25 protein-coding genes are annotated in these 23,548 nt (G+C 59.0%); 21 read left to right on the top strand and 4 right to left on the bottom strand.

The features are described from left to right. Positions 1–26: 26 nt before the first annotated feature. Complete coding sequence (locus DXY16_RS12610) at positions 27–575, top strand: CDP-alcohol phosphatidyltransferase family protein (RefSeq protein ID WP_244281680.1); 549 nt, start codon at positions 27–29, stop codon at positions 573–575. Here DXY16_RS12610 and DXY16_RS12605 read toward each other — a convergent pair. Next, positions 541–1,464, bottom strand: coding sequence for an NAD-dependent epimerase/dehydratase family protein (locus DXY16_RS12605; RefSeq protein ID WP_115121514.1), 924 nt, complete (start codon positions 1,462–1,464; stop codon positions 541–543). The genes DXY16_RS12610 and DXY16_RS12605 overlap by 35 nt on opposite strands. Positions 1,465–1,546: 82 nt before the next feature. Between DXY16_RS12605 and hisA the strand changes: the two genes are divergently transcribed. The 15 genes from hisA (at position 1,547) to DXY16_RS12530 (ending at position 14,541) form a co-directional block, all read left to right on the top strand. Beyond that, entirely contained in the window at positions 1,547–2,314 is a 768-nt protein-coding gene (gene hisA, locus DXY16_RS12600) for a 1-(5-phosphoribosyl)-5-[(5-phosphoribosylamino)methylideneamino]imidazole-4-carboxamide isomerase (protein WP_115121513.1), read from the top strand. Between the two features lie 144 nt (positions 2,315–2,458). Next, positions 2,459–2,824, top strand: a complete 366-nt coding sequence (locus tag DXY16_RS12595) for a Fur family transcriptional regulator (RefSeq protein ID WP_244281710.1) — start codon at positions 2,459–2,461, stop codon at positions 2,822–2,824. A 71-nt stretch (positions 2,825–2,895) separates the two neighbouring features. Further along, complete coding sequence (locus DXY16_RS12590) at positions 2,896–4,569, top strand: DUF3685 domain-containing protein (protein ID WP_115121763.1); 1,674 nt, start codon at positions 2,896–2,898, stop codon at positions 4,567–4,569. Between the two features lie 70 nt (positions 4,570–4,639). Beyond that, the gene (locus tag DXY16_RS12585; RefSeq protein ID WP_115121512.1) at positions 4,640–5,176 is read left to right on the top strand and encodes a thylakoid membrane photosystem I accumulation factor; all 537 of its coding nucleotides are present in this window, start codon (positions 4,640–4,642) and stop codon (positions 5,174–5,176) included. Between the two features lie 62 nt (positions 5,177–5,238). After that, on the top strand, positions 5,239–6,408 hold the full coding sequence (locus DXY16_RS12580; protein WP_115121511.1) for a F420-0:Gamma-glutamyl ligase: 1,170 nt from the start codon (positions 5,239–5,241) through the stop codon (positions 6,406–6,408). A 53-nt stretch (positions 6,409–6,461) separates the two neighbouring features. Then, positions 6,462–7,514, top strand: a complete 1,053-nt coding sequence (locus DXY16_RS12575) for a hypothetical protein (protein ID WP_115121510.1) — start codon at positions 6,462–6,464, stop codon at positions 7,512–7,514. Between the two features lie 13 nt (positions 7,515–7,527). Continuing rightward, a complete protein-coding gene (ruvX, locus tag DXY16_RS12570; RefSeq protein ID WP_115121762.1) occupies positions 7,528–8,013 on the top strand; it encodes a Holliday junction resolvase RuvX in 486 nt (161 codons plus the stop codon). Between the two features lie 20 nt (positions 8,014–8,033). Continuing rightward, a complete protein-coding gene (locus DXY16_RS12565; RefSeq protein WP_115121509.1) occupies positions 8,034–8,579 on the top strand; it encodes a DUF3727 domain-containing protein in 546 nt (181 codons plus the stop codon). Beyond that, the gene (locus DXY16_RS12560; protein WP_115121508.1) at positions 8,579–9,088 is read left to right on the top strand and encodes a YqeG family HAD IIIA-type phosphatase; all 510 of its coding nucleotides are present in this window, start codon (positions 8,579–8,581) and stop codon (positions 9,086–9,088) included. Before DXY16_RS12565 ends, DXY16_RS12560 begins: the two co-directional genes overlap by 1 nt. Next, positions 9,085–10,209, top strand: a complete 1,125-nt coding sequence (gene proB, locus DXY16_RS12555) for a glutamate 5-kinase (RefSeq protein WP_115121507.1) — start codon at positions 9,085–9,087, stop codon at positions 10,207–10,209. The genes DXY16_RS12560 and proB overlap by 4 nt, the downstream gene beginning before the upstream one ends. Before the next feature lie 3 nt (positions 10,210–10,212). Further along, positions 10,213–11,283 (top strand): UDP-3-O-(3-hydroxymyristoyl)glucosamine N-acyltransferase, encoded by a 1,071-nt coding sequence (gene lpxD, locus DXY16_RS12550; protein ID WP_115121506.1) that lies wholly within the window; start codon positions 10,213–10,215, stop codon positions 11,281–11,283. Between the two features lie 34 nt (positions 11,284–11,317). Continuing rightward, a complete protein-coding gene (leuB, locus tag DXY16_RS12545) occupies positions 11,318–12,397 on the top strand; it encodes a 3-isopropylmalate dehydrogenase (protein WP_115121505.1) in 1,080 nt (359 codons plus the stop codon). A gap of 83 nt (positions 12,398–12,480) precedes the next feature. Continuing rightward, the gene (locus DXY16_RS12540; RefSeq protein WP_115121504.1) at positions 12,481–13,383 is read left to right on the top strand and encodes a phosphoribulokinase; all 903 of its coding nucleotides are present in this window, start codon (positions 12,481–12,483) and stop codon (positions 13,381–13,383) included. Between the two features lie 130 nt (positions 13,384–13,513). Further along, positions 13,514–13,732: a hypothetical protein gene (locus DXY16_RS12535; protein WP_371410916.1), complete on the top strand. Its 219-nt coding sequence runs from the start codon at positions 13,514–13,516 to the stop codon at positions 13,730–13,732. Then, positions 13,729–14,541, top strand: coding sequence for an A24 family peptidase (locus DXY16_RS12530; RefSeq protein WP_115121503.1), 813 nt, complete (start codon positions 13,729–13,731; stop codon positions 14,539–14,541). The genes DXY16_RS12535 and DXY16_RS12530 overlap by 4 nt, the downstream gene beginning before the upstream one ends. Positions 14,542–14,606: 65 nt before the next feature. On the opposite strand, the gene DXY16_RS12525 is transcribed toward DXY16_RS12530, so the two are convergent. After that, positions 14,607–15,230 (bottom strand): DUF3598 family protein, encoded by a 624-nt coding sequence (locus tag DXY16_RS12525; RefSeq protein ID WP_115121502.1) that lies wholly within the window; start codon positions 15,228–15,230, stop codon positions 14,607–14,609. A 697-nt stretch (positions 15,231–15,927) separates the two neighbouring features. Between DXY16_RS12525 and accD the strand changes: the two genes are divergently transcribed. From accD to fba, 5 genes are all read left to right on the top strand, one after another. Next, positions 15,928–16,806 (top strand): acetyl-CoA carboxylase, carboxyltransferase subunit beta, encoded by an 879-nt coding sequence (gene accD / locus DXY16_RS12520; RefSeq protein ID WP_115014761.1) that lies wholly within the window; start codon positions 15,928–15,930, stop codon positions 16,804–16,806. Continuing rightward, a complete protein-coding gene (locus tag DXY16_RS12515) occupies positions 16,806–17,210 on the top strand; it encodes a hypothetical protein (protein WP_244281709.1) in 405 nt (134 codons plus the stop codon). Before accD ends, DXY16_RS12515 begins: the two co-directional genes overlap by 1 nt. Before the next feature lie 3 nt (positions 17,211–17,213). Next, entirely contained in the window at positions 17,214–18,308 is a 1,095-nt protein-coding gene (locus tag DXY16_RS12510) for a Gfo/Idh/MocA family protein (RefSeq protein ID WP_115121501.1), read from the top strand. A 115-nt stretch (positions 18,309–18,423) separates the two neighbouring features. After that, positions 18,424–19,491: a class I fructose-bisphosphate aldolase gene (locus tag DXY16_RS12505; protein ID WP_115121500.1), complete on the top strand. Its 1,068-nt coding sequence runs from the start codon at positions 18,424–18,426 to the stop codon at positions 19,489–19,491. A 152-nt stretch (positions 19,492–19,643) separates the two neighbouring features. After that, positions 19,644–20,717: a class II fructose-bisphosphate aldolase gene (gene fba / locus DXY16_RS12500; RefSeq protein WP_115014752.1), complete on the top strand. Its 1,074-nt coding sequence runs from the start codon at positions 19,644–19,646 to the stop codon at positions 20,715–20,717. Between the two features lie 91 nt (positions 20,718–20,808). Here the strand turns inward: fba and DXY16_RS12495 are convergent, their stop codons facing one another. Beyond that, positions 20,809–22,557 carry a gamma-glutamyltransferase family protein gene (locus DXY16_RS12495; RefSeq protein WP_115121499.1) on the bottom strand — a complete coding sequence of 583 codons (1,749 nt, stop codon included), beginning with the start codon at positions 22,555–22,557 and terminating at the stop codon, positions 20,809–20,811. Next, entirely contained in the window at positions 22,554–23,537 is a 984-nt protein-coding gene (locus DXY16_RS12490) for an LD-carboxypeptidase (protein ID WP_115121759.1), read from the bottom strand. The genes DXY16_RS12495 and DXY16_RS12490 overlap by 4 nt, the downstream gene beginning before the upstream one ends. Positions 23,538–23,548: the final 11 nt, after the last annotated feature.

Raw genomic sequence — 23,548 nt, 5'->3', positions numbered from 1 at the left:
TGCAACCAACTGCATGCATTCTGAGCTTGGAATCCCGATGGCGCACCTGGGCCGATCGCCTCACCGTATTCAGGGCCATAGCAGGTCTTCCTTTGCTGATCGCGCTGATCGCCCAGCAACAAGCCCTGGCCTGGAACCTCCTTCTACTGGCTGGTATCAGCGATGCCCTTGATGGCTGGATGGCGAGACGAGCAGGTGGGGGCAGCAGCTGGGGAGCTCGGCTTGATCCACTCGCCGACAAGCTCCTCCTCGCCGCTCCTCTGATCTGGTTGGCGACACATCAAACCCTGCCTCTGTGGGCGGTCTGGCTCTTACTCGCCAGGGAGATGTTGATCTCAGGTTGGCGCAGGGATGCCGACGATGGGGCGCCAGCGTCGCAATGGGGAAAAGCGAAGACCGTTTTGCAATTCATCAGCCTGCTCTTGTTGCTCTGGCCCGATGCTTGGGGGCCAGAGCCTCTGATCCTGACCTTGCAACAACTGGGGTGGTGGCTGTTCTGGCCTTCGCTGCTTTTAGCCCTTCACTCAGCGGTGGGGTACCTCAGGCCAAGCCGATCAAGGCCGCATCACCACTGACATCGGGGGACGCTGATGGTCGTTGGCTGTAGTCGAGATCGTAGTTGTGCTGGAACGCTGAGATGGCATCAAAGCGAGGCACCCAGGCAAGCTCTCGTTCGGCGCGGCTCACGTCGGTAAGGAAATGGTCAAGCCGTAACGGAAAGGCCTTTCGAGCCTTTGGATTCAGACCACTGGGATCGAAGTGACGGATGTCCACAGTGCTGGGATCCTTACCGCAGGCCAGAGCAGCCGCCTTCACGACACCAGAGAAGGTGATTCCTTTGCGAGAAGAGCAGTTGTAGATCCGATTCGCCGCTGCATCCACGGCCAGAGACTTCAGCATCGCGTCGGCGAGGTCGTCCACATGCCCCAACTGCGTGATCGTGGTTCCATCACCGGGCATCGGCACCGGTAGGTCATGACAAACACGATCGAAGAACCACCGTTCCACAGGGTTGTAGTTGCCCGGGCCCACGATGTAGGTCGGCCTGAAGCTGGTGAAGGGGATCCCCTCCCGCAGCAACCAAGCCTCGGTTTCCGCCTTACCAGCGTGACGACTGGCAGGATCCACCTCCGCCTGCTCGTCCAACGGCCAAACATCCGAACCGGCGTAAACACCCGCAGAGCTGACATAAAGAAGCCGGTGTGAAGGCGCGCCGGTAACGGCCACCACCGACTGGGTGTCACCCAGTGAACGACCTGAACTATCGATGATCACATCGAAGTGCTGACCTTTGAGCTGCAGCAGATCCTCCGGATTGGTGCGATCGCCTTTGAGATGCACAACAGCATCAGGAGCGGCTTGACGCCCTCGGGTGAAGAGTGTGAGCTCATGCCCCTGAGCCAACAAGGATGCCACCAGAGGCTTCCCCACAAAACGGGTTCCACCCATCACAAGGATCTTCATCACATCAGCGCCACTCGCCGCTATTGAAGCGTGTGTCGTGACTCAGCACTGCAGGATGATCAAGAGATCACTGACCAGACGCATGGAGATCATCCCCGCCATCGACCTTCTCGATGGAGCCTGCGTGCGCCTGCATCAGGGGGACTACGACCAGGTCACCCAATTCAGCGATGACCCCGTCACCCAGGCCCTGAGCTGGCAAGAGCAAGGCGCAAGCCGTCTCCATCTTGTCGATCTCGATGGTGCCAAAAGTGGTGCTCCGGTCAATGACGCCATGGTGCGCAGGATCACTGAAGCGCTATCGATTCCTGTACAGCTGGGCGGTGGGGTGCGCTCTTTCGAGCGGGCAGAGTCCCTGCTGGATTACGGCCTTGATCGGGTCATCCTTGGCACCGCAGCGATCGAGGATCCAGGTCTGGTGAAAGATCTGGCAGACAAACACCCCGGACGAATCGTGGTGGGGATTGACGCCCGAGACGGCAAGGTCGCCACACGAGGCTGGTTGAAGGAGAGTGATGTGGAAGCCACGTCCCTAGCCCGCGAGCTCAGCCGCACCGGTCTTGCTGCCATCATCAGCACCGATATCGCCACAGACGGAACTCTTGCCGGGCCGAATCTCGATGCCCTTCGCTGCATGGCTGAAGCCAGCTCAGTTCCTGTGATCGCCTCCGGAGGCGTGGGCTGCATGGCCGATCTCTTGGCACTGCTTGGTCTTGCCGCACATGGCGTCTCTGGCGTGATTGTCGGTCGCGCGCTCTACGACGGCCGAGTGACGCTGAAAGAGGCGATTCAGGCCATCGGAGAAGGCCGCCTTCAGGATCCAGACACTGGCATGAACGCTCTGGCCTGACGTGCATTGAGAGAACCGTCCTCTTAAGGTGAAGTCACTTCATCAACGACTGTGACGGGCAGATCTGGTGACAATTCGCCTTCTGAACCGTCACTGATCGGTCAAGGGGTGCATGACGCCTTCGAACGCTGTCGAACGCTTGGTATGCGCCTCAGTCGACAGCGCCGCATGGTGCTCGATCTGCTGTGGAGTGAAGCAAGCCATATGAGTGCACGTGACATTTTTGAGAAGTTGAATGCCCGGGGCCGGAGTATTGGCCACACCTCCGTTTATCAGAACCTCGAAGCGCTTCAATCCGCGGGTGTGATCGAGTGCCTCGACCGGGCCAATGGACGGCTTTACGGCTACCGGAGCGATCCCCACAGTCACCTCACCTGCCTCGACAGTGGGCGTATCGAAGACATCGATGTGAAACTCCCCGCAGATCTGCTGGAACGGATCGAGACCGTTACCGGCTATCGCATTGAGTCCTACACCCTTCAGCTCAACGGTCGGCGAAGCGGAAACTGATCTGCACTCGGCACTGGAGATCCCTCCATTTGCTCGTTACGTTTGAAGCAGTTGGACCTGCTGGTGACCCGGTGAACGCTGCGAAAGCCGAGATCCTGCTGCTGGCTCCTGGACTTCTGGGTGAGTCGCTAGCTCTCCAACTCACAGCCGACGATCCTGAATGCGCTGTCTGTCTACGGGCAGATCAGCTCAAATCGCACCCCTGTCTGGTGGTTTGGTCCGTCGAAGATGTGCAGTCGCTCAGCCTGCTTCAAGCGGAACTGATCAAGCTACAGGAGTACTGGCAACCCTCACCGTTGCTGTTGTTGCTGCCGAAGTCTCTGCGACTATCCACAAGCGATCTGCTCAATCTGGACTGTCCTGGACTGCTTCAGGCTCCAGACCTACCCACTCTGCGTGAGGGGATCTCCACTCTTTTAAATGGCGGCCGAATCATTCGCCTCTTCGACTCAGCAGCAGCACAACCAGAACAACAAGCTCCGATGGGGCTCGGCCAATGGCTGCTCAGCAGTGGGCTGCAACAGATCAGCAACGATCTTCAACTGATCGATGCTCTGTTGATCCCCCCACCGGAGAACCTGCTCCTCCGTTTTTTGCTGGAAGGCCGTCAGCGGGAGCTGAGAAGCGCCCGCAACCTGTTGCTTTGGCTCTGGGGCCCCTTGCAAGTTGGGCTTGCAGACGCGCAACCCTTGGCACATCACGGTTTAACCACGGGTAGCGACACCCACTCCGAGCAGCCTGCGCCGCTTGGATCGGGAATGGCCATCACCGTGAGAGAACGCAATGCGATGGCGGTCTGGGCGTCGATCCAAGAGCGGGTCCAGACCGCATTAGTCACTGGTTTGGGGAATGGCACCGGCAGATTGCTAGCGATTGAGGGTCTCCATCCAGAACGCCGACGTGATCTGCTGCTTGCCCTTCTCAACCAACTCGACCAGGTCATCGAACGTCTGAGAACCCAGACCAGCTCGATCCAGCCCACGGACGTTGAAGAGCAATGGCTAAGTCTCCAACCCGAGTTGAGGCGCCAGGCGATCCAAGCGATGACCGGAAACTATGTGCGCCTTCCTCGTGGTGAAGCGTTGCAGAGCGTCGCGCAGCAGTTGATTGACGATTCAGATCTGAGCCAACGGGATGAAGAACTGCCTGATCCACGCCGGATGCTCGATCCACTGCTACGTGACCAACCCGTTCTTGTGGACGGTCAGCTCCTCCCCGCCGACCATCCCAGGGCTCTTTTGCAACTGGAGACCCTTGTCAGCAACTGGCTGGTCCGCAATGCCGAACTGATTAGTGCCGAATTGCTTGGGATCTGCGGCGAGTGGCCGGAACTGCGTCGTTATCTTCTGGACCAGCGTTTGATCTCAACTCGCGAACTGGAACGTTTGCGCAACCAACTCAACAACCAGTCACGCTGGCAGGGCTGGGTGCTACGGCCGGTTCGGCTTTATGAAAGCCAACGTCTGCTCTACCAACTGCGCGCAGGACGCATTGAGCCTCTGCTTCTAACCGAACCCCGTGATGATGAATTACGCACACTGGGCTGGTGGCAACAGCAGGTAGCTCTTCTGCTCGAAGCCCGAGATGCGATTGCACCCCAGGTTCAAGCATTGGTCCAACGCATCGGTGACCTGATGGTGGTGGTTCTGACTCAGGTGATTGGCCGTGCCATTGGTCTTGTCGGCCGCGGCATCGCCCAAGGCATGGGTCGCAATCTCGGTCGACGCCCTGTCGAGCGGCATTAATCAACACATCGTTTTGCAGTAGCCAGGGTCGAGCAGCTGGCTGCAGAATGCTCGTTTCCTGCAACGCTCCATGGCACGTTTGCTGTCTTCGCTCTTGGGCCTTGTAATCGCCATCACAGCGTTGGGGGCACCCGCGATGGCAAGCCTGAACAGCGACAGCTACGACGGCAACATCTACGCCCTTTACGCCGGCAACGGATCCTTGGTGCCACCAGCGACAAGTTTGAGTGAGTCCCAAGCAGCTGGTAGAACCAGCGTGCTCATCTTCTATCTCGACGACAGCAGCACGAGCAAAGCCTTCGCCCCCGTCGTTTCTGAGTTACAACGCCTCTGGGGAAATGCGGTGGATCTCATGCCACTCACCACAGATCCACTTCAGGGACGTGAAGCGATGGGCGCTGCCGACCCTGCCAGCTATTGGCACGGGCGCATCCCCCAAGTGGTCATTGTCGACGGCAACGGCAACATTCTCCTTGATGAGGAGGGGCAAGTGCCTCTGGGATCGATCAATGCAGCGATCAGCAAAGCAACAGGGATCGCTGCTCCGCAAGGGGTCAGCACCAGTCTGAGTTTCAACGAGGTCAACACGGAAGTGCAGACCCGCTGAAGCCTGATCGGAAAGCGCTTACGCTGCGCGGCTGATCCTTCCGGCCCTCGGTCGATTTACGCATGTCAGTCCTGCTCCTGATCCTTCTTCTCCTGGGTCTGAGCGTGATCTGGCTGGAGTCACGCCATCGACTGAGACCAGCCTCTCCACTTCAACTCGTTCCCCGTGACTGGTCGGTCTCACCACAGGGCAATGACTTGCTCGTGGAGGGATGGCTCGACATCAATAACCCCCATGCACGCATGGAGGTCTTTGTTCCTGAGATTGACGTGAAGTCAACGCTCTTGGGGCAATGCGACCTGGGTTCGCTGAGCATTCAAACCAAAATCACCCCCCATCACCCAGACGAGGCATCACGCAACGACGGCTACTGGGCTGCATACATCGTGAAAGGGCACAAAAGCACCCGTGTAAAGGTTGAGATCAGCATCCTGTCTGGGGGCGGGGTGAACGCCGCAGAGGATGTCGACACCCTTTGGGCCGAGGTGCATTGGGTGAACTATGGCCCCTTCGGGCGTTTGCAACGCCGACAGGGCGTTGTGGTGCCGATGAAACGACCCACCCCGCTCAAGCCCGAAAAGGCACTGTTCAATCGCGGCGATGACTGTGCCGTACTGCCGATACGGACCCATCTGCTGGGACCGCTCGATGACACCGTTGCCGTGATGCGCACCTACGCAGGCGGGCTGATTCAACCCGGTGATGTGCTCACGATCGGGGAAACACCCGTTGCGGTGATTCAGGGTCGCTATGCGCACCCAGCCAATCTTCAACCGAGCTGGTTATCACGACTTCTCTGCAGAACATTCCACCCGACCAGCAGCCTGGCCACTGCTTGTGGCCTGCAGACCTTGATCGACCAGGTCGGACCGACCCGCGTACTCGTCGCTTGGGTTCTCGGTTTTGGCCTCAAGTTGATTGGTAGTCCGGGTGGCTTCTATCGCCTAGCCGGCTCCCAGGCCCGACTGATCGATGACGTCACCGGCACAACACCGCCTTATGACCAGACGATCGTTCTCGGTCCATCTCGTCCGCAACAGTTGTGCCAGGAGGCGGCCGATGCCCTCGGCGTGGCCGTCGCCATTGTCGACGTCAATGATCTTGGCCGAGTGAAAGTGCTGGCATCGAGCCATGGCTGCGACGAAGCCCTGCTTCATCGCGCCCTACGTCCGAATCCTGCAGGCAATGCCAACGAACGCACCCCGCTGGTGCTGGTACGAGCCGGAGGATGACGCACTCACCCGGAAACGCGGGATACATTGTGAACACGCCCTGAGGATGCGAGGTGGTGGAGTCGTCCAGCAGCTCACTGAAAGTTGAGCCACTGAAAGCGACCCATCTGTCCTGGCTCCAGGCCACAGATCAGGCCGCTCTTCTGCCAAGACTTCAGACCTGTTTGTTTCGTGGCTGGATCAGCAGAGCCGAAAGCCTCCTACCTGGGGTTCTGATCAGCAGGCAACCGCTTGCCCTGGTTGCCAGTGAGCACGAGCAAATCCGCTCGCTTTTGGTGATCAGGCCCCACAACCGCGAAGGCAGCTGCTGGAGGCTTGAACTACAGCAGCTCACGTCTCCCACCGAGCACAGCCAGGGGCAAATCATCAGGGAACTGATCAAGCTGGCTCTTCTGGGAGCTCACACGCGTTCCCGCAGCTGGATCCTTCGCTGCAATGAGACTGACTCCATTCTGCTGGCGGTGCTGAGGGAGCTCGGCTTCCAGCCGATCCGAAGTTTCTGCCGCTGGCGTTCACCAGCAACCCCATCAGATCACGATCCAACAGCCTGGCCCGATGTCAGCCGCTGGGTCGCGATCGATCGGAGGAGCGCATCGCTGGTCTGGCCACTGGATCAAGCCTCCACGACCAGCCATCAACGCCAGATCGTGGATCGCCGCCCCGAGGATCTGCTGGATCAGCGGGGTCCGGGCACCGGCATTCTGCTTTCAGCCTCAGAAGAGACCAGCGGATCCAGTCGCGCAGTGGCCATCGCAGCTCTCGTGCGCCAGCAACGCTGCGACGAAGCTTTGGTGCTCGAACTGCTTCGCGAACCCGCCTGGGATGAACGTCTTGATCAGGGTCTGGCGTTCATGCTCGCGACCGTCGCCAAGGATCATCCACAGGCCACGCTCATCTGCAACAGCGAAGACACCACCGCGAAGGAACGAATCAACGCTCTCGGCTGGCAACAGCTCGATAATGGACTTCTTCTCGGTCGGAGTCTCTGGCGCCGACAGGCCTCTCCTCGCAGGTTGCAGGCCACGCGACCGCTCGAGTCAATGCTGGGTCGTCTACAGCCGCAAAGGCCCCCACTGCCCACGCCTTCGTCCGCCAGGGTTGAGTGAGGCCAGCAACGCGATGGCATTGCCTGCTCCAGTTCCGCGGTCCGTTCTCTGCCTCGATGTTGGCCGTCGACGCATCGGCTTGGCGGGATGCGATCCACTCGGGATCAGCGTGCGTCCGCTGCAGGCCATCCGTCGTGGTCCTTTCGACCAAGACCTCAAGACCATCAGGCCCCTGTGCGCAGAGCGCCGAGTCGATGCATTAGTCGTGGGGCTACCGCTGGACCAGCGGGGCCATCCAACCGAGCAGGCAAAGCATTGCGAACGCTATGGCAGACGCCTGGCTGAGGCGCTCGCCCTGCCAATTGCTTGGGTGAATGAACACAGCAGCAGCTGGGCCGCCGCTGAGCAGCGCAATCTGCATGGAGATCGGAGTGGTCGACTGGATAGTGAGGCGGCAAGCCTCCTGCTGGAGCAGTGGTTACGTGAAGGCCCCGAGCCAGAACCGGTCAAGGCTTCGGCCCCCCGGCATGGCATGGGGACCGACGATGCTGGATCCTGAAGAAACCGACCTCCAGTTCCATGACCGCCAGCGGCCCCGGCAATAGCGGAGAAGTGCCCACCGTCCTGGTGAAAGACAGCTCAGGCAGAGATCTTCTCTGTTTCCTGGAACAGCTGATCCCCCTTGACGGAAGCGACTACGCCCTGCTTACCCCTGTCGACACACCCGTTTGCCTCTTCCGCCTCAAAGACGGAAGCGACCCCGAACTGATCGATGCCATCAGCGATAGCGAACCCATTCTTTCAGTGGCGGATGTGGTGCTGCAGGAACATGACCTCACTTTGGTGCGTTCCGCCGTCACCCTCACCGTCAGTGGCGAACTAGACGAACCCGAACCCGAAGACCTGGAGGACGACGATGGCGAAGAGGATGATGCCGAAACCTACGAATTGTTGGTGAGTTTCCTTGTTGAGGAGCAGGAGTATGGCCTCTATATCCCCCTGGATCCCTTCTTTGTCGTTGCACGGATGGATGAGGCCGGAGCTGTGTTGGTAGAAGGTGCTGACTTCGATCGCATACAGCCTCGGATCGAGGCTGAACTGGAAGAACGTGAGCTGCCGGAGTGATGCGCCGCCTTTGGCTTCAGCCCGACTGGGATCCTGGCCTAACAGTGGTCCAACTACCGCTTGAGCACCTTCTCAATCGGGGGATTACCTCGTTGTTGCTCGATGTCGATCGGACGCTTTTGCCTGGGCATGACGTCCGTCTTCCGGATGCGGTCAAAGCCTGGGCCGCAGCAGCCCAGAAGCATCTGCACCTTCATCTCTTCAGCAATAACCCTTCCCGTCAGCGGATTGGGGCAGTCGCTGAGCAGTTGGGGGTGAGCTTCACTTCCGGTGCTGCCAAACCTCGACGTGCTGCTCTGCGCAGGGTGCTCAGGGATCTACAAGTGCAACCAAACGAACTAGCGATTGTCGGAGATCGGCTATTCACAGACGTGCTTGCCGGGAATCGCTTGGGCTTGTACACCGTGCTGGTGAAGCCCCTCAAAGCGGATGGAACGCCCTGCCCCCATGACCGGGTGCAGCGAATCGAACGGGGGTTGGTCCGCCTGCTGGGGGTCGGACGTCGATGACGCTGCGGGTGGTGAAAGTGGGCACGAGCCTGCTCCGCGGTCAGAACGGTCAGACCACCGCCGCTATGATCCAGCACCTCACAGGTGCACTAGCCACCAGTCTGGCCAGAGGTGATCGCGTTCTGCTGGTCAGCAGCGGTGCCGTCGGACTTGGCTGTCGTCGCCTTGGCCTCGACCAGAGACCTGATCGAGTCGTAGCCCTCCAAGCGGCGGCAGCCATCGGCCAGGGGCATCTCATGGGGCTCTATGAACAGGCCATGGCCAGCCATGGCCATGCGGTCGCCCAGGTGTTGTTAACCCGATCCGATCTGGCTGACAGACGCAGCTACCACAGTGCTTCAGCCACCTTGCATCAACTCCTCGATTGGAACGTTCTGCCGATCGTCAACGAAAACGACACCGTCTCCGCGGCAGAACTGCGTTTCGGCGATAACGACACCCTCTCGGCCCTTGTCGCCGCTGCGGTCGGGGCGGATGAACTGATCCTGCTCACAGACGTTGATCGTCTTTATTCAGCGGACCCCCGCATCGATGCCACAGCCAAACCGATCACAGACGTGCGCGATCCCGCCGAACTGGCTGCCCTCGAAGAAGGGGCAGGTGATGGTGGTCGCTGGGGCACTGGCGGCATGACCACCAAGCTGGCGGCGGCCAGGATCGCCACAGCCAGCGGCATCAGCGTGCACCTCGCCGATGGTCGCCAGCCCATGGTTCTCGAAAAACTGTTGGCCGGCGGTCGTGGAGGCACCGTGTTTCACCCCCACCCCGAACCGCTCGGCAACCGCAAGAGCTGGTTGGCCCATGCACTCCAGCCGCTGGGAAGCCTGCAACTGGATGCCGGCGCTTGCCAGGCTCTGCAATATCGCGGCGCTTCACTGCTGCTCGTAGGAGTGAAGGGCGTGGAAGGCCAATTCGGTGCCAATCAACCGATCCGGATGCTCGATCCCAAGGGAGTGGAAGTGGCAAGAGGTCTGAGTTCCATGAGCAGTGAAGCCCTCGATCGTGCACTCCGCGAAGAATCCCCCCGCGTCCGGGCCGGCGAGGAGGGATCACCTGTCGTGGTGCATCGCGATGCACTCGTGATGATCCCTCCGCCTACGATCCAGCCGCAGGAGACCTGACCCATGCGTTTCAGCCAGTTGATCGCCAACCTGCAACAGGGAGATGCAGGCCTGCAGGCCCATCAACTTGCCTCAGACCCCGAGTTGAGAGGCGCAGCATCCCTTGAGAAAGCGTGTGCAGATCAGATCAGTTTTCTCGAGAAAGGCAGTGCACTGGCGACAGATCTGGAAACCAGTGGCGTCGGCGCGGTGTTGCTTCCAGACCAAGAGGATCTGAAGCAACTGGCCGATCAACGCGGCATCGCCTGGGCCGTGCTGAGAGACCCACGCCTCGCCTTTGCCGAAACCCTTGAAAGCCTCCACCCCTCACCGCCCAGCATCGCCGGTATCCATCCCAGCGCTGTGATTGGCGACCGAGTCGAACTTGGTGCTGGGGTCACAATCGGTCCGCATGTCTGCATCGCGGACGGCAGCCGGATCGGAGCCCACACTGTTTTGCACCCAGGGGTTGTGATTTATCCGGACGTGGTCATTGCCGAGCACTGTGTGGTTCATGCCAATGCTGTTCTGCACCCGGGCACGCGACTGCATCCACGCTGTGTGGTGCACTCCACCGCGGTGGTTGGTTCTGAGGGGTTTGGATTTGTGCCCACCGCCGTTGGCTGGCGCAAGATGCCGCAAACAGGCCTTGTTGTGCTTGAGGAAGAGGTTGAGGTTGGCTGCGGTAGCACCATTGATCGACCTTCCGTCGGCGAAACCCGCATCGGAGCAGGCACCAAGATCGACAATCTGGTCCAGATTGGCCATGGCGTTCAAACCGGCAAGGGATGTGCCCTGGCCTCCCAGGTCGGCATTGCCGGCGGCGCACATCTGGGCAACGGCGTGATCCTGGCGGGACAAGTGGGGGTCGCGAACCGTGCAGAGATCGGAGACCGCGCGATTGCAAGCTCCAAGAGCGGGATTCATGGCGAAGTCGCCGCAGGTGAAGTGGTGAGTGGATATCCAGCCATCTCCAACCGCCTCTGGCTGCGATGCTCAGCGGCCTTCTCCAAACTTCCCGAACTCACCAAGCAGCTTCGAGAATTGAAAAAGGAAATCACTGTGCTGAAGGGCGGAACCCAGCCCCCTCAGTAACCTCACAGCCTGCCCCTGCTGCTCCTGAGATTCCATGCGTCAGCATCGCGTCGTTCTGCTGCCCGGTGATGGGATCGGACCTGAAATCACCTCGGTGGCGCAAAACCTGCTGGAGGAGGTCAGCCAGCGGCACGGATTCAAACTCAGCTTTGAATATCAGCCCATCGGCGGCGCGGCCATCGATGCCACCGGCGACCCACTGCCTGAATCAACACTTGCAGCCTGCCGCTCTTCAAATGCGGTGCTGTTAGCCGCGATCGGGAGTCCGCGTTTCGACAACTTGCCACGCAATAAGCGACCCGAGACAGGCCTTCTAGGCCTTCGCGCTGGCATGAAACTGTTCGCCAACCTTCGACCGGTCAAGATCGTTCCCGCCCTCATCGATGCGAGCAGCCTCAGGCCTGAGGTGATCGAAGGAGTGGATCTGATGGTGGTGCGTGAACTCACCGGAGGGATCTATTTCGGCCAGCCCAAAGGGCGCGTCGAGGCCGATGGCGAGGAACGCGGCTTCAACACCATGACCTACTCCAGCTCCGAAGTGGATCGGATTGCCAAGGTGGCCTTTGATCTAGCCAAAGAACGTCGGGGAGAACTCTGCTCAGTCGATAAGGCCAACGTGCTCGATGTGAGCCAACTCTGGCGCGATCGCGTTGACGCCATGGCCCCTGAGTACTCCAGCGTGGCGGTGTCTCACATGTATGTGGACAATGCCGCCATGCAGCTGGTGCGCGCGCCGCGCCAATTTGATGTGCTTCTTACCGGCAACCTTTTTGGCGACATCCTCAGTGATGAAGCGGCCATGCTCACGGGCTCGATTGGCATGCTGCCTTCCGCTTCGCTTGGCGCTGAGGGGCCAGGACTATTCGAACCTGTGCATGGATCCGCACCGGACATCGCTGGGCAAGACAAGGCCAACCCGATGGCGATGGTGCTCTCGGCGGCGATGATGCTGCGGATCGGCCTGAAGGAAGCAGAGGCCGCCGCTGATCTGGAACAGGCTGTCGACCGGGTGCTCGCCAGCGGCTTCCGTACCGGTGATCTGATGGCGGATGGTTGCACGGCCGTGGGCTGTCAAGCCATGGGCTCCGAGCTTCTGAAGGCTCTGGATCGGTAACGACCATTGCAGATGCCGGCCACGCTTCGAGCGCAAAGGCCCGATGACCTGCCAAACTCTCGAGGCCCAGTCCTCCTGCATCGATGTCGAAGCGCCACCCCGTTGTCGCCGTTACAGGTTCGTCCGGTGCCGGAACCAGCACCGTAAAAAGGGCTTTCGAGCACATTTTCGCCCGCGAGAACATCACTCCTGCGGTCGTTGAAGGCGACAGCTACCACCGCTTTGAGCGGATGCCAATGAAGAAGGCCATGGCTGATGCCCTGGCCAAAGGCGAGAACTTCTCACACTTCGGACCTGAAGCGAACCTCTTTGACAAGCTCGAAGAGCTGTTCCGTGTCTACGGCGAAACCGGTGGTGGACAAAAGCGTTACTACCTGCACAGCCCAGAAGAAGCCACCGAGCACAATGCTCGTCTTGGTGTGAATCTGGAACCTGGCCAATTCACACCCTGGGAAGCCATACCTGGCGGCACCGATGTGCTGTTCTATGAAGGCCTCCACGGTGGCGTGAAGGGCGAGGGCTATGACGTCTCCAGCCTTGCCGATCTACTGGTGGGTGTGGTGCCAATCACCAACCTCGAGTGGATTCAGAAAATCCATCGCGACAATGCGGAGCGTGGTTACTCCGCTGAGGCGATCGTTGACACGATCCTTCGCCGGATGCCTGATTACATCAATCACATCTGTCCTCAGTTCAGCCGTACCGACATCAACTTCCAGCGGGTGCCGACAGTGGACACCTCAAATCCCTTTATCTGCAGGAACATCCCGACGCCTGACGAGAGCTTCGTGATCATTCACTTCAGAAAGGGAGCAAGGGAGAAGTGGGGAATTGACTTCAGCTATCTGCTGAGCATGATTCACGACTCCTTCATGTCGAGCCCCACCAGCATCGTGGTGAACGGCGGCAAGATGGGCTTTGCGATGGAATTGATCCTCACTCCGATCATTCACCGGATGATCGAGGAAAAGCAGAAGCTCGCCTGATTCAAACCTCCTAAAAACACCTATCGTGGGTTCATCTGAGCAATCAGGTGGACCCATTTCTTTTTCTTCCCCATCGTTTGTAATCGCCGGGGCGACGTTCAACGCAACCCCCTCGCCGCGATGGGATCGCGTGAACAGTCAGCAACTGATCGCCAAAGCACGCGCGATCTATTTCCGTCATCTCAGTGATGCGGGACGCTCCGCCGAACCCATGGGTGTGGTTCTCTGCGCACACAGTGGTGAGGGGCGCGTGGTGTTTGACATGCCAACCTTGCTACCGGAAGAAGACTTTGTCTCGACGCAGGTTCTCCGAGGCAAAAGCTCTCGGCGAGGGCTGACGCGAGGATGAACACCAACGCCTTCATGCTCCTGCTCACTGGGGCCTGCATCGGTAGTTTTCTCAATGTGGTGGCTTGGCGTCTGCCACGAAGGGAATCAGTGATTTGGCCAGGCAGTCATTGCCCGAGCTGCGGCCATGCAGTGCGATGGCACGACAACATTCCTGTCTTGGGTTGGCTGTTTCTGGCGGGTCGATGCCGTGACTGCGGATGGAGCATTCCCATCCGCTATCCACTGATTGAACTGCTCACAGCAGGCCTGTGGATGAGCACCATCAGCGCAGTCGGGTTCGCTGTCCCCATCCCTTGGCTGATCACGGTCTTAGCAGGTGTGGTGCTGGTGACTCTCCTGATCATCCTCACCCTGATCGATCTCGATCATCTCTGGTTGCCTGAACCCTTGTGTCGCGCAGGAGTGATCTGCGGCCTAATCGCGACCGCGTTGGCGGCATGGCTGACCGAGCAAGGCGGAGGCAGTCTGCTGCTTGATCACCTGCTGGCGGCAAGTGCTGCCCTATTAGCCCTCGAGGGCCTTAGTGCGATAGGAGAAAGGATTCTGGGCCAGCCTGCTCTTGGCCTTGGGGACGCCAAACTCGCGGCGATGGGAGGAGCTTGGCTTGGACTCAGCGGCATTCTGATCAGCATGATGCTGGCCATTCTTGGTGGAGCAGTGATCGGGTCCATCGCCCGCTTAAGCGGGCGCCTTAGTGCGCGCGAACCCTTTCCCTTCGGACCCTTCATTGCAACGGGGATCTGGTTGGTATGGATCAAAGGTGGTCCATGGTGGTGGCATCAATGGCTAATGCTGCTTGGCCACTGAGGCCTAACCAATGAGCAACATTGCAATCAGCACACTGACAGTCTCAATCCTCTGATGTTGACGACTTAGATCCATTGAGGCGAGAGAGGTTCCAATAATCTTTGACGGCCATACCGACGCACAATCTGATGCGTTTCACCTCGGTGATCCCTCCAACGAAGGCCCCAAACCGGCTGCTCAACATCCTCTCGCTCCCTGGGAGGAAAGAGCAACTCGATGCCTGGCTCCGGTTGCCACAATTCATACCCACCACATTGCGTTGAGTTCATGACCAAGGGCTGTGTTGGTGTTGGTGGTTCGACCCGTCCAGCGTCTCCCTTCACCTCAATCACATACACAACGCGATCAAGTCCGTTCATTCCTTGCTGAACAATGAGGCGTCGACGCTGCTGTTGGTTGACAACGCAGAGCTCAATGGCGCAGTGAGAATGGGTCAGGAAGGTTGGCCCAAGTGACCAGTCACCCGTTTCACTCACCTGCATCTGGTCAGGAAGAGTGCTGAAGCTCATGGAGTGTTCTTGACCACTTGAGACATGCGTCAAGCACACCTGGATCTGGCCCTGTGATTCACGAAGTCTGAGAGACGTTTGAAAGCGCTCCTGCTCCACAAATGAGCCATTGAATCGCACAAAATATCCCTGCCAATCGCCAGAATTATGCTCCAACAGAGATTGTCGGGGGTCATACATAGCCGCTTAATTCTGAATGAAACGATGAACGATCATGACTTTGATAGATCAAAATCCGCCTAGACCGAACAGCAAGAGAACCGCCCCCATCAAAAGATGAAACAGGAAGCACTTCCTCAAGGCTCAACACGCAGTTCTCCTTCTTTCCAATCTAGGGCGTAGCAACAAGCACTGGGGAGAAAGATCAGCTGTAAAGCGATCATCGATTGAAACCGGTTCACAACTGAAGCTCACGACTCGATTTCAAGGCCTATGAGCAGACCCAGCCCAACCCCTACAGAGGCAACCTGTCAGGGCAGAAACAGCGACCCCAAAACAGTTGAACCATCATTTTCGCGACTGCCAATCACCATCAGCCAAACACATTCGAAAAACAGACGTCATAGACTGGAAAAATGTGTGTGTCTAGCATTCAGCACTGCCAACAGTTCCGCTGAAGACCAACCTGATTTCCACATTGACTGAGTGGGCCTAGGCATCAAGAAATCACCTAGGATCAGACCAGTGGTACAAGCAAAAGAAGAACATTCTGGCGCATGAATCATTGGCGCAGAGGGGTCTCTCTTAAGCTTGCGGTGCACACCATTCGTGCTGATCACCGCCAGGTCCCATCAGTGGAACCATGTCAGGTCGGACCAACCACCCATCCCCACTGCGATCACTTGGAATCCAGCCCAAGACTTAGGAGCCAGAACCAATGAGCCTGTTCGACTGGTTTGCTGATCGCCGCAAAGATCAGTACGTGGGCAAGGTGACCCAGGAACAGGACGAAGGCGATGGGCTCTGGAGCAAATGCCCGGAATGCTCACAAGTGGTGTATCGCAAAGACCTGATCGCGAATGCCAGCGTCTGTAGTCATTGCGGCTATCACAACCGCATCGACAGCACAGAGCGGATCGCTCTGATCGCGGATGCGGGAAGCTTCATTGCCATTAACGGGGAGCTTGAACCAACCGATCCTCTCGGCTTCAAGGATCGTCGTGCCTATGCCGATCGACTTCGTGAAACCCAAGCCAAAACAGGTCTGCGCGATGCAGTGATCACAGGGATGTGCAGAGTGGACAACCTGCCGATGGCCTTGGCGGTGATGGATTTCCGCTTTATGGGCGGGTCCATGGGGTCCGTGGTTGGAGAACGGATCACACGACTGGTCGAAAGAGCGACCGACGAGCGAGTGCCCTTGCTGATTGTGTGTGCCTCAGGTGGCGCCCGCATGCAGGAAGGCATGCTCAGCCTGATGCAGATGGCCAAAATCTCAGGGGCCCTGGAGCGGCACCGCGAACAAGGCCTGCTTTACATGCCACTGCTCACTCATCCCACCACTGGCGGCGTGACTGCAAGCTTCGCGATGCTGGGAGATCTAATCCTGGCTGAGCCCAAAGCTCTGATCGGTTTCGCAGGCCGCAGAGTGATTGAGCAAACCCTGCGCGAAAAACTGCCAGACAATTTTCAAACAGCTGAATACCTCCAAGAACACGGATTTGTGGACACGATCGTGCCCCGCACACAGCTGAAAACCACCCTGGCCAGCCTGCTGCGGCTGCATGGAAGTCGTCCTGTCGAGGTGGTGGGTTGATCAGGCCATCAGATTGGCGTGGACGGCTCTGCTCACTGCTTCTGGCAGCACTGGTTCTGATCCCAATCGCTCTGCATCAAGGCGTGCAGTCGGCAATCGCAGCTCCTGTGGATTGGCAGGAAGTGGAACCCACAAATGATGGACGCCAATGGTGGGATCGCGGCAGTGTTCGCCGCGATCGCGAAGGATTCCTCAGCGTGCTGAGCCGCTACACACCCCAAACCGACACAGACACCCCAACACTTGGGAAGCTCTATGTGATGCAGATCGACTGCGATCAGAACATCTTCCGCGACAAACAGGTCAACGGCTTGCCGCGGTGGCGTGCGCAATGGGAACCTGCTGGCGGCGACGGGTTGATCGAACGCGTGATTGATGCCGTCTGCCGAGCTGATCTGGCCTAATTCATGCAATCCCCAACCTCCACGCAGTCACCCATCGGCGTTGCCATTGCCGGACTGGGGTTTGGAGAAGCTGTGCATCTGCCTGCCATGGAGGTCAATCCCGATCTCCGCGCTGTGGCCCTATGGCACCCGCGCCAGGAGAGGCTGGATCAAGCCTGCTCTCGGCACGGCTTACAAGGCACAACCGATTGGGAAGCCCTTCTTGCTGATCCTGCCGTGGATGCAGTGATCATTGCCACCCCCCCGGCACCGCGATTTGAGCTAGCCAAAAGCGCTCTAGAAGCAGGCAAGCATTTGCTTCTAGAAAAACCAGTCGCCCTTCATGCTGAGCAGGCTGAAGAGCTGCAGCGCCTAGCAATGGCCAAGGGGCTGAGCGTCGCCGTTGATTTCGAGTACCGGGCCGTCCCGCTGTTCATGCAAGCGGCCCGGTTGCTGCAATCCGGTGCCATTGGCAGCCCCTGGCTGGTGAAACTGGACTGGCTGATGAGTAGCAGAGCTGATGCGTCACGGGCATGGAACTGGTATTCACAGAGCGCTTGTGGAGGAGGGGTGATTGGGGCGCTGGGAAGTCATGCCTTCGACATGCTCGCTTGGTTGATCGGTCCGGTCGGACCGGTGCAGGCGCTCAATGGCGTCTCAATCAAAGAACGCCCCAATCCCAAGGGCGGAATGGCCATCGTTGATGCTGAAGATGTGTCTTTGATTCAGACCACGCTCAAGTGGCAGGGAGACAGCGACAAGGCCGTTCCTGCCCAGATGAGCCTCTCATCAGTGGCTCGAAACGGCCGCGGCTGCTGGATTGAGGTGTACGGATCCGAAGGAACCCTCAGGCTCGGCAGTGACAACCAGAAGGATTATGTCCATGGTTTCGGCCTTTGGCATGCCAAAAGTGGCGAGTCTCTGCGCCCGCTGTCTCCAGATGATGACCTCGCTTTCGCCACCACTTGGAGCGATGGAAGGGTGGCACCTGTGGCAAGGATCCAGGACTGGTGGGCCCGCAGCATCCGCAGCGGCAGGCCGATGGTTCCAGGACTTCTGGAAGGGCTACTGAGCCAACAAGCCTGTGATCAATCAGTCGGTCCTATCGCTCAAAAGTGACCTGAAAGCGAGATTTAAGCAGTCTGGTTTTTGTAGCGATCGCCATCAGCCAAAGTATCAACCATTGCCCTGAGACCAACGTGCTCAAACAAGATTTGAGCCCCTGCGAGGTCCCATGTCACTGTCACAGCATTCGAGTGAACTGATCGCTACCGCCAAAGCGCTGGCGACTCCAGGCAAGGGAATCCTGGCCGTTGATGAGTCCACCAAAACGATCGGCAAGCGACTGGGTTCGATCAACGTTGAAAACACCGAGGCCAATCGCAAGGCCTATCGGGGAATGCTGTTCACCTCAGCCGGCCTAGGTGATTACATCAGCGGCGCGATCCTTTATGAGGAAACGCTTTTCCAGAATCACGCAGACGGCGAGTCGATGGTCGACAAGCTGAAAAAGCTCGGAATGATTGCTGGCATCAAAGTCGACATGGGTCTGCGTCCTCTACCCGGAGCGCATCCGATCGAAACCCTCTGCACCGGACTCGATGGCCTGGTCGAACGTGCAGCCGATTACTACGCCCAAGGTGCTCGATTCGCCAAATGGCGGGCGGTGCTCCAGATCACAGCAGACGGCTGTCCATCAGAACTGTCGATTCGAGAAAACGCTTGGGGGCTTGCTCGTTACGCCCGATCAGTGCAGGAATCTGGGCTGGTGCCGATCATCGAGCCCGAAATCCTCATGGATGGCTCCCACCCCATCGAACAGACCGCCCACGTTCAGGAACGCGTGATTAAGGAGGTGTATCTCGCTTGCCAGCGCAATGGTGTGTTGCTGGAAGGAACACTGTTGAAGCCATCCATGACCGTGCAGGGAGCGGATTGTTCCGCCAAGCCGGATCCCAAGACCGTGGCTTCGATGACAGTTCGTACGTTGGAGCGCAGCGTGCCGGCCAGTGTTCCAGGCATCGTCTTCCTCTCCGGTGGACTGAGCGAAGAAGCCGCCTCGATCTACCTCAATCTCATGAATACGATTGAGCGGAAAGCCAGCTGGAATCTTGGCTTCTCCTACGGTCGGGCTCTTCAGCATTCCTGCCTGAAAGCATGGGGCGGGTCTGACACCGCAGCCGGACAGAAGGCCCTGATGGCGCGGGCCCAGGCCAACTCTGAGGCTTCAATGGGGCGCTACGTTTCTGGATCTCAACCATCCTCGGATGAACAGCTGTTCGTGGCTGGCTACACCTATTGATGGATCGCCTGACTGACCACTGATTCAGTCGAAACCGTCACAGCCTGGCGTCGTCAAAACGTCAGGCTTACGTGACATTCCTGACGCCTCGCGGGTACACTCCCAGCCGGTCCGGACTTCTGTCCGATTTCAGGTCACCTGCGAGGTACTCCATGGCGCTAGTTCCCCTTCGGCTTCTGCTCGATCACGCAGCCGAGAACGGTTACGGCATCCCTGCTTTCAACGTGAACAACCTTGAGCAGGTTCAGTCGATCATGGAGGCGGCTCAAGAAACCGATTCCCCGGTGATCCTTCAGGCATCACGCGGAGCCCGCACCTACGCCGGCGAGAACTTTCTGCGTCATCTGATCATCGCGGCTGTCGAGACCTATCCCGACATCCCCGTGGTGATGCACCAGGACCATGGCAACAGCCCCGCCACCTGTTTTGGTGCTGCCGCCAACGGCTTCACCTCCGTGATGATGGACGGCTCTCTGGAAGCTGACGCCAAGACGCCTGCCTCCTACGACTACAACGTCCAAGTCACCAAGGAAGTGGTCGACGTGGCCCATGCCATTGGCGTGAGCGTCGAAGGCGAACTGGGATGCCTCGGATCTCTCGAGACCGGCAAAGGTGAAGCCGAAGATGGTCACGGTTTCGAAGGTGAGCTCTCCAAGGATCAGCTCCTTACCGATCCCGCCGAGGCCGCTGACTTCGTCGCCAAGACCAAGGTGGATGCCCTGGCCATTGCCATTGGTACAAGCCATGGTGCCTACAAATTCACCCGCAAGCCCACAGGCGAAGTGCTTGCGATCAGCCGTATCGCTGAAATTCACAAAGCCATCCCCAACACCCATCTGGTGATGCATGGCTCCTCCTCCGTTCCTCAGGAATGGCTGGAAATGATCAACAAATACGGCGGTCAGATCCCCGAGACCTACGGCGTCCCTGTTGAGGAGATCCAGGAAGGCATTCGCAACGGCGTTCGCAAGGTGAACATCGACACCGACAACCGCTTGGCCTTCACTGCAGCCGTGCGTGAAGCAGCCGCAGCTGATCCCGCCAACTTCGATCCCCGCCACTTCAACAAGCCGGCTCGCAAGTACATGAAGCAGGTCTGCCTCGACCGTTACCAACAGTTCTGGGCTGCAGGCAACGCCAGCAAGATCAAACAGCGCGACATCAACTACTTCGCCGGTCTGTACGCCAAGGGTGCCCTTGATCCCAAGGCTGCTGTTGCCGCCTGATCATCGGCTTGATCAAGAGCATGGGGGCTTCGGCCCCCTTTTTTGATGGTTGCTTCGACGAGACTGCGTTCCTTGCCTGACAGCAAGATCCTCAGGGGAGACCCAGCGCTGTGCCCTCACGGCGAGGATCAGCAGCACCATGCCAGACACCGTTGATGCGATGTAACAGAGCAGTGCCACTGGAAAATCGTTGCTGACGCAATGGCTGATGAGAATCGTTCAGCTCGGTCAGAGGGAAAGGCCAGGCCAGAGGTGGATCCTTTTCAAGCACCAAGGAGCCACGCCGGATGGAGAGATGGGGGAGGGCCACAGCCCGGGAAGGGGGTTCCTTCCAAATCAGTGAAGCAACCAGAACGCGGCTCAGGAAGTGGGGGATGGTGCGCCCCCCTGGACTACCCAGGACCATCACCGGAGCCCCCTCCTCGAACACGATGACCGGAGCCATCGATGACAGTGGCCGACGGCCGGGCATGCGGCGATTGGCAACGGGCACACCCGCGACATTGGGCCGGAAAGAGAAATCGGTGAGCTGATTGTTCATCACCATGCCCTGAACGACATAGCGACTGCCGAAGACCGTTTCAACCGATCCGCTGTAACTGGCCACATTGCCTTGTCGATCAACAATCGACACATGGGTCGTGCCCTGCTCATGACCGGAACCAGGCAAAGCAAAGGGAAAATGGCCGATCTCGGGGGGAAGACCAGGCTGGACAGGGAAGCCTGGCGAAGATTCCATCAGCAAGGCGCGCCGCCTGAGATAGGAGGGTCTCAACAGGGATTCAGTCGGTGAGGGGCCATCAATGGGATCCCGAAGCCAATAGAGACGGTCCGCATCCGCTAGAGGGATAGCGCGGGCCAGTCGGTACCAAGCCTCCGGATGAGTGGGCCCCGGCAGCTCACCGGCTGTATTGAGCAACGCCAAGGTTTGAAGCAGCCCAAGACCGCCGCTGCTGGGTGGGGGAATCGTGCAAAGCCGATAGCGTTGGAGATTTCGGCACAGTGGTCGACGACGCCTCACGGCATAGGAGGCAAGGTCTGAGATGGACCAACCACGGAATCCGGTTTGACTTGGCGCCAGAGTGTTGATCGTCTTGACCATCTGCTGGGCAAGGCTGCCGCGGTAGAAACCGGGCGCACCAACCTGCGCCAACTCCTCAAAGGTTTGGGCGAGAGCCGGATTGCGGAAGCGTTGATCCAAGGATGGAGGCTGGCCATCAGGCAGATAAAGAGCCTGAAACGCAGGGCTGTGCCCAACGCCTAACCGCTGAGCAAGCTCAATGGATCGCCGTAAGCGAGGACTAGGTAAAAAGCCATCTTGGGCCAGGCGAATCGCAGGCTGCAAAGTGCGTGGCCAGGTCAAGAGGCCATGACGCTGATGCGCGTCCCAAAGCAGCGCCACGGTGCCAGGAACCCCAATCGATGTGAGGCGACTGCTCGCCGTACGCCAAGGCAGCGGTTGACCCTCCGGCGTCAGCAAGTCATCGGGACGACTGCTGGCAGGGGCCGTTTCTCGACCATCGAAAACCTCCAGCTCCTGCTGGCGCGCATCCCAGTGCAGCAAGAAGCCGCCGCCCCCAAGGCCAGAACTTTGGGGCTCCACAACCGCCAACACCGACTGAGCTGCGACGAGGGCATCGATGGCCTGCCCGCCCTCCTGCAAGACAGCCAATGCGGCGGCACTGGCCTTTGGATGGGCCGTGACTACCACAGCCGCGCCGACTGCAGCGGAGCCAGCGGCATGGACCTCACCAGCGTGTTCCGGATCATCGCGACTGACCGGTGCCGCAACAGCGAGACCGCTCACAAGGCTGATGACCAGGAACAGACAACGGATCATCCGAGCAGGGTGAGGCTTCCGCGTGTGCCATCCAAACGCGCCATCCTCCCCAACGGCAGTGCCATGTTCGGACGACCATGGCCCACAGGAAGATCCAGAACCAAGGGGATGCCGAGTTCTCCGAGGCGTTCCTCGAGAATTTCTTCCATCGAGAAATCACCTGGGAGGATGTCATCCTTCGCCCAGCTGAAGCGACCACAGGCCACTCCAGCAAGGGACGGGAGCAAACCAGCCATACGCCAGTGGGTGAGCATGCGATCAACGCGGTAGGGCGCTTCACCGACATCCTCCAGCACAAGAATCACACCCTTCAGGTTTGGCATCCATGCCGTACCGATCAGGTGCGTGGCCACCGTGAGGTTGGTCACCACAAGTGGCCCAGTGGCCACGCCTGAGCGCACAGACCTGCCGATGAGCGGTGCCACAGACCGACCAGACAGAAGGTCAACCGTGCGCTGCCACTGAAGATCAGATCCGCCACTGAAGCCGTGGATTGCACCAGGCAATCCTGCTGCCCACTGGGCCAATAAAAGAGCGCTGGTATCTGAAAAGCCAAGGGTCCACTTGGCACGTCGCGGGAAACGAAAACCCGCTTCCAAAACACGAGCCCCTCCCCAGCCGCCGGCCAAGGTGATCACGCCATCCACCGAGGGATCAGACCAGGCAGCCTCCAGCTCAGCCACGCGCTCGTGGTCTTGACCAGAGAAATAACGCCACTGGCCCATCACACTGGGAGGGACCTCCAGATGCCAGCCCTCGACGGCACAGCGTTGAATCAGGGGGGTGAGATCGGTCTCGGGATCAATCCAGGTGCCTGGGTTGACAGCCCGCAGTCGAGAGCCGCGTCGCAAAGGGGAGGGTGGAGCCGAAACAGACGTCGATTGACGGCCTGCAGCCAAGGCTGCAAATGACCCGAAAACAGAGCTTCCCAGCACACCTGCTCCGACACATCCGAGGCGGAGCAAAGCGCGACGGGACAAAGGGGCTAGAT

The organism is Synechococcus sp. UW105 (assembly GCF_900473935.1).
Classification (GTDB): Bacteria; Cyanobacteriota; Cyanobacteriia; order PCC-6307; family Cyanobiaceae; genus Synechococcus_C.
Note: the sequence above shows the minus strand (reverse complement) of the source record. Positions and strands in the feature narration are given on the sequence as shown.

Coding starts and splice junctions, on each gene's coding strand:
- DXY16_RS12530 (WP_115121503.1), top strand. CDS start 13,729: ATGAACACCAACGCCTTCATGCTCCTGCTCACTGGGGCCTGCATCGGT.
- DXY16_RS12580 (WP_115121511.1), top strand. CDS start 5,239: ATGTCAGTCCTGCTCCTGATCCTTCTTCTCCTGGGTCTGAGCGTGATC.
- DXY16_RS12540 (WP_115121504.1), top strand. CDS start 12,481: ATGTCGAAGCGCCACCCCGTTGTCGCCGTTACAGGTTCGTCCGGTGCC.
- DXY16_RS12510 (WP_115121501.1), top strand. CDS start 17,214: ATGCAATCCCCAACCTCCACGCAGTCACCCATCGGCGTTGCCATTGCC.
- hisA (WP_115121513.1), top strand. CDS start 1,547: ATGGAGATCATCCCCGCCATCGACCTTCTCGATGGAGCCTGCGTGCGC.
- fba (WP_115014752.1), top strand. CDS start 19,644: ATGGCGCTAGTTCCCCTTCGGCTTCTGCTCGATCACGCAGCCGAGAAC.
- DXY16_RS12595 (WP_244281710.1), top strand. CDS start 2,459: ATGCGCCTCAGTCGACAGCGCCGCATGGTGCTCGATCTGCTGTGGAGT.
- ruvX (WP_115121762.1), top strand. CDS start 7,528: ATGGCATTGCCTGCTCCAGTTCCGCGGTCCGTTCTCTGCCTCGATGTT.
- DXY16_RS12565 (WP_115121509.1), top strand. CDS start 8,034: ATGACCGCCAGCGGCCCCGGCAATAGCGGAGAAGTGCCCACCGTCCTG.
- DXY16_RS12560 (WP_115121508.1), top strand. CDS start 8,579: ATGCGCCGCCTTTGGCTTCAGCCCGACTGGGATCCTGGCCTAACAGTG.
- DXY16_RS12505 (WP_115121500.1), top strand. CDS start 18,424: ATGTCACTGTCACAGCATTCGAGTGAACTGATCGCTACCGCCAAAGCG.
- DXY16_RS12605 (WP_115121514.1), bottom strand. CDS start 1,464: ATGAAGATCCTTGTGATGGGTGGAACCCGTTTTGTGGGGAAGCCTCTG.
- leuB (WP_115121505.1), top strand. CDS start 11,318: ATGCGTCAGCATCGCGTCGTTCTGCTGCCCGGTGATGGGATCGGACCT.
- lpxD (WP_115121506.1), top strand. CDS start 10,213: ATGCGTTTCAGCCAGTTGATCGCCAACCTGCAACAGGGAGATGCAGGC.
- accD (WP_115014761.1), top strand. CDS start 15,928: ATGAGCCTGTTCGACTGGTTTGCTGATCGCCGCAAAGATCAGTACGTG.
- DXY16_RS12585 (WP_115121512.1), top strand. CDS start 4,640: ATGGCACGTTTGCTGTCTTCGCTCTTGGGCCTTGTAATCGCCATCACA.
- DXY16_RS12495 (WP_115121499.1), bottom strand. CDS start 22,557: ATGATCCGTTGTCTGTTCCTGGTCATCAGCCTTGTGAGCGGTCTCGCT.
- DXY16_RS12525 (WP_115121502.1), bottom strand. CDS start 15,230: ATGTATGACCCCCGACAATCTCTGTTGGAGCATAATTCTGGCGATTGG.
- proB (WP_115121507.1), top strand. CDS start 9,085: ATGACGCTGCGGGTGGTGAAAGTGGGCACGAGCCTGCTCCGCGGTCAG.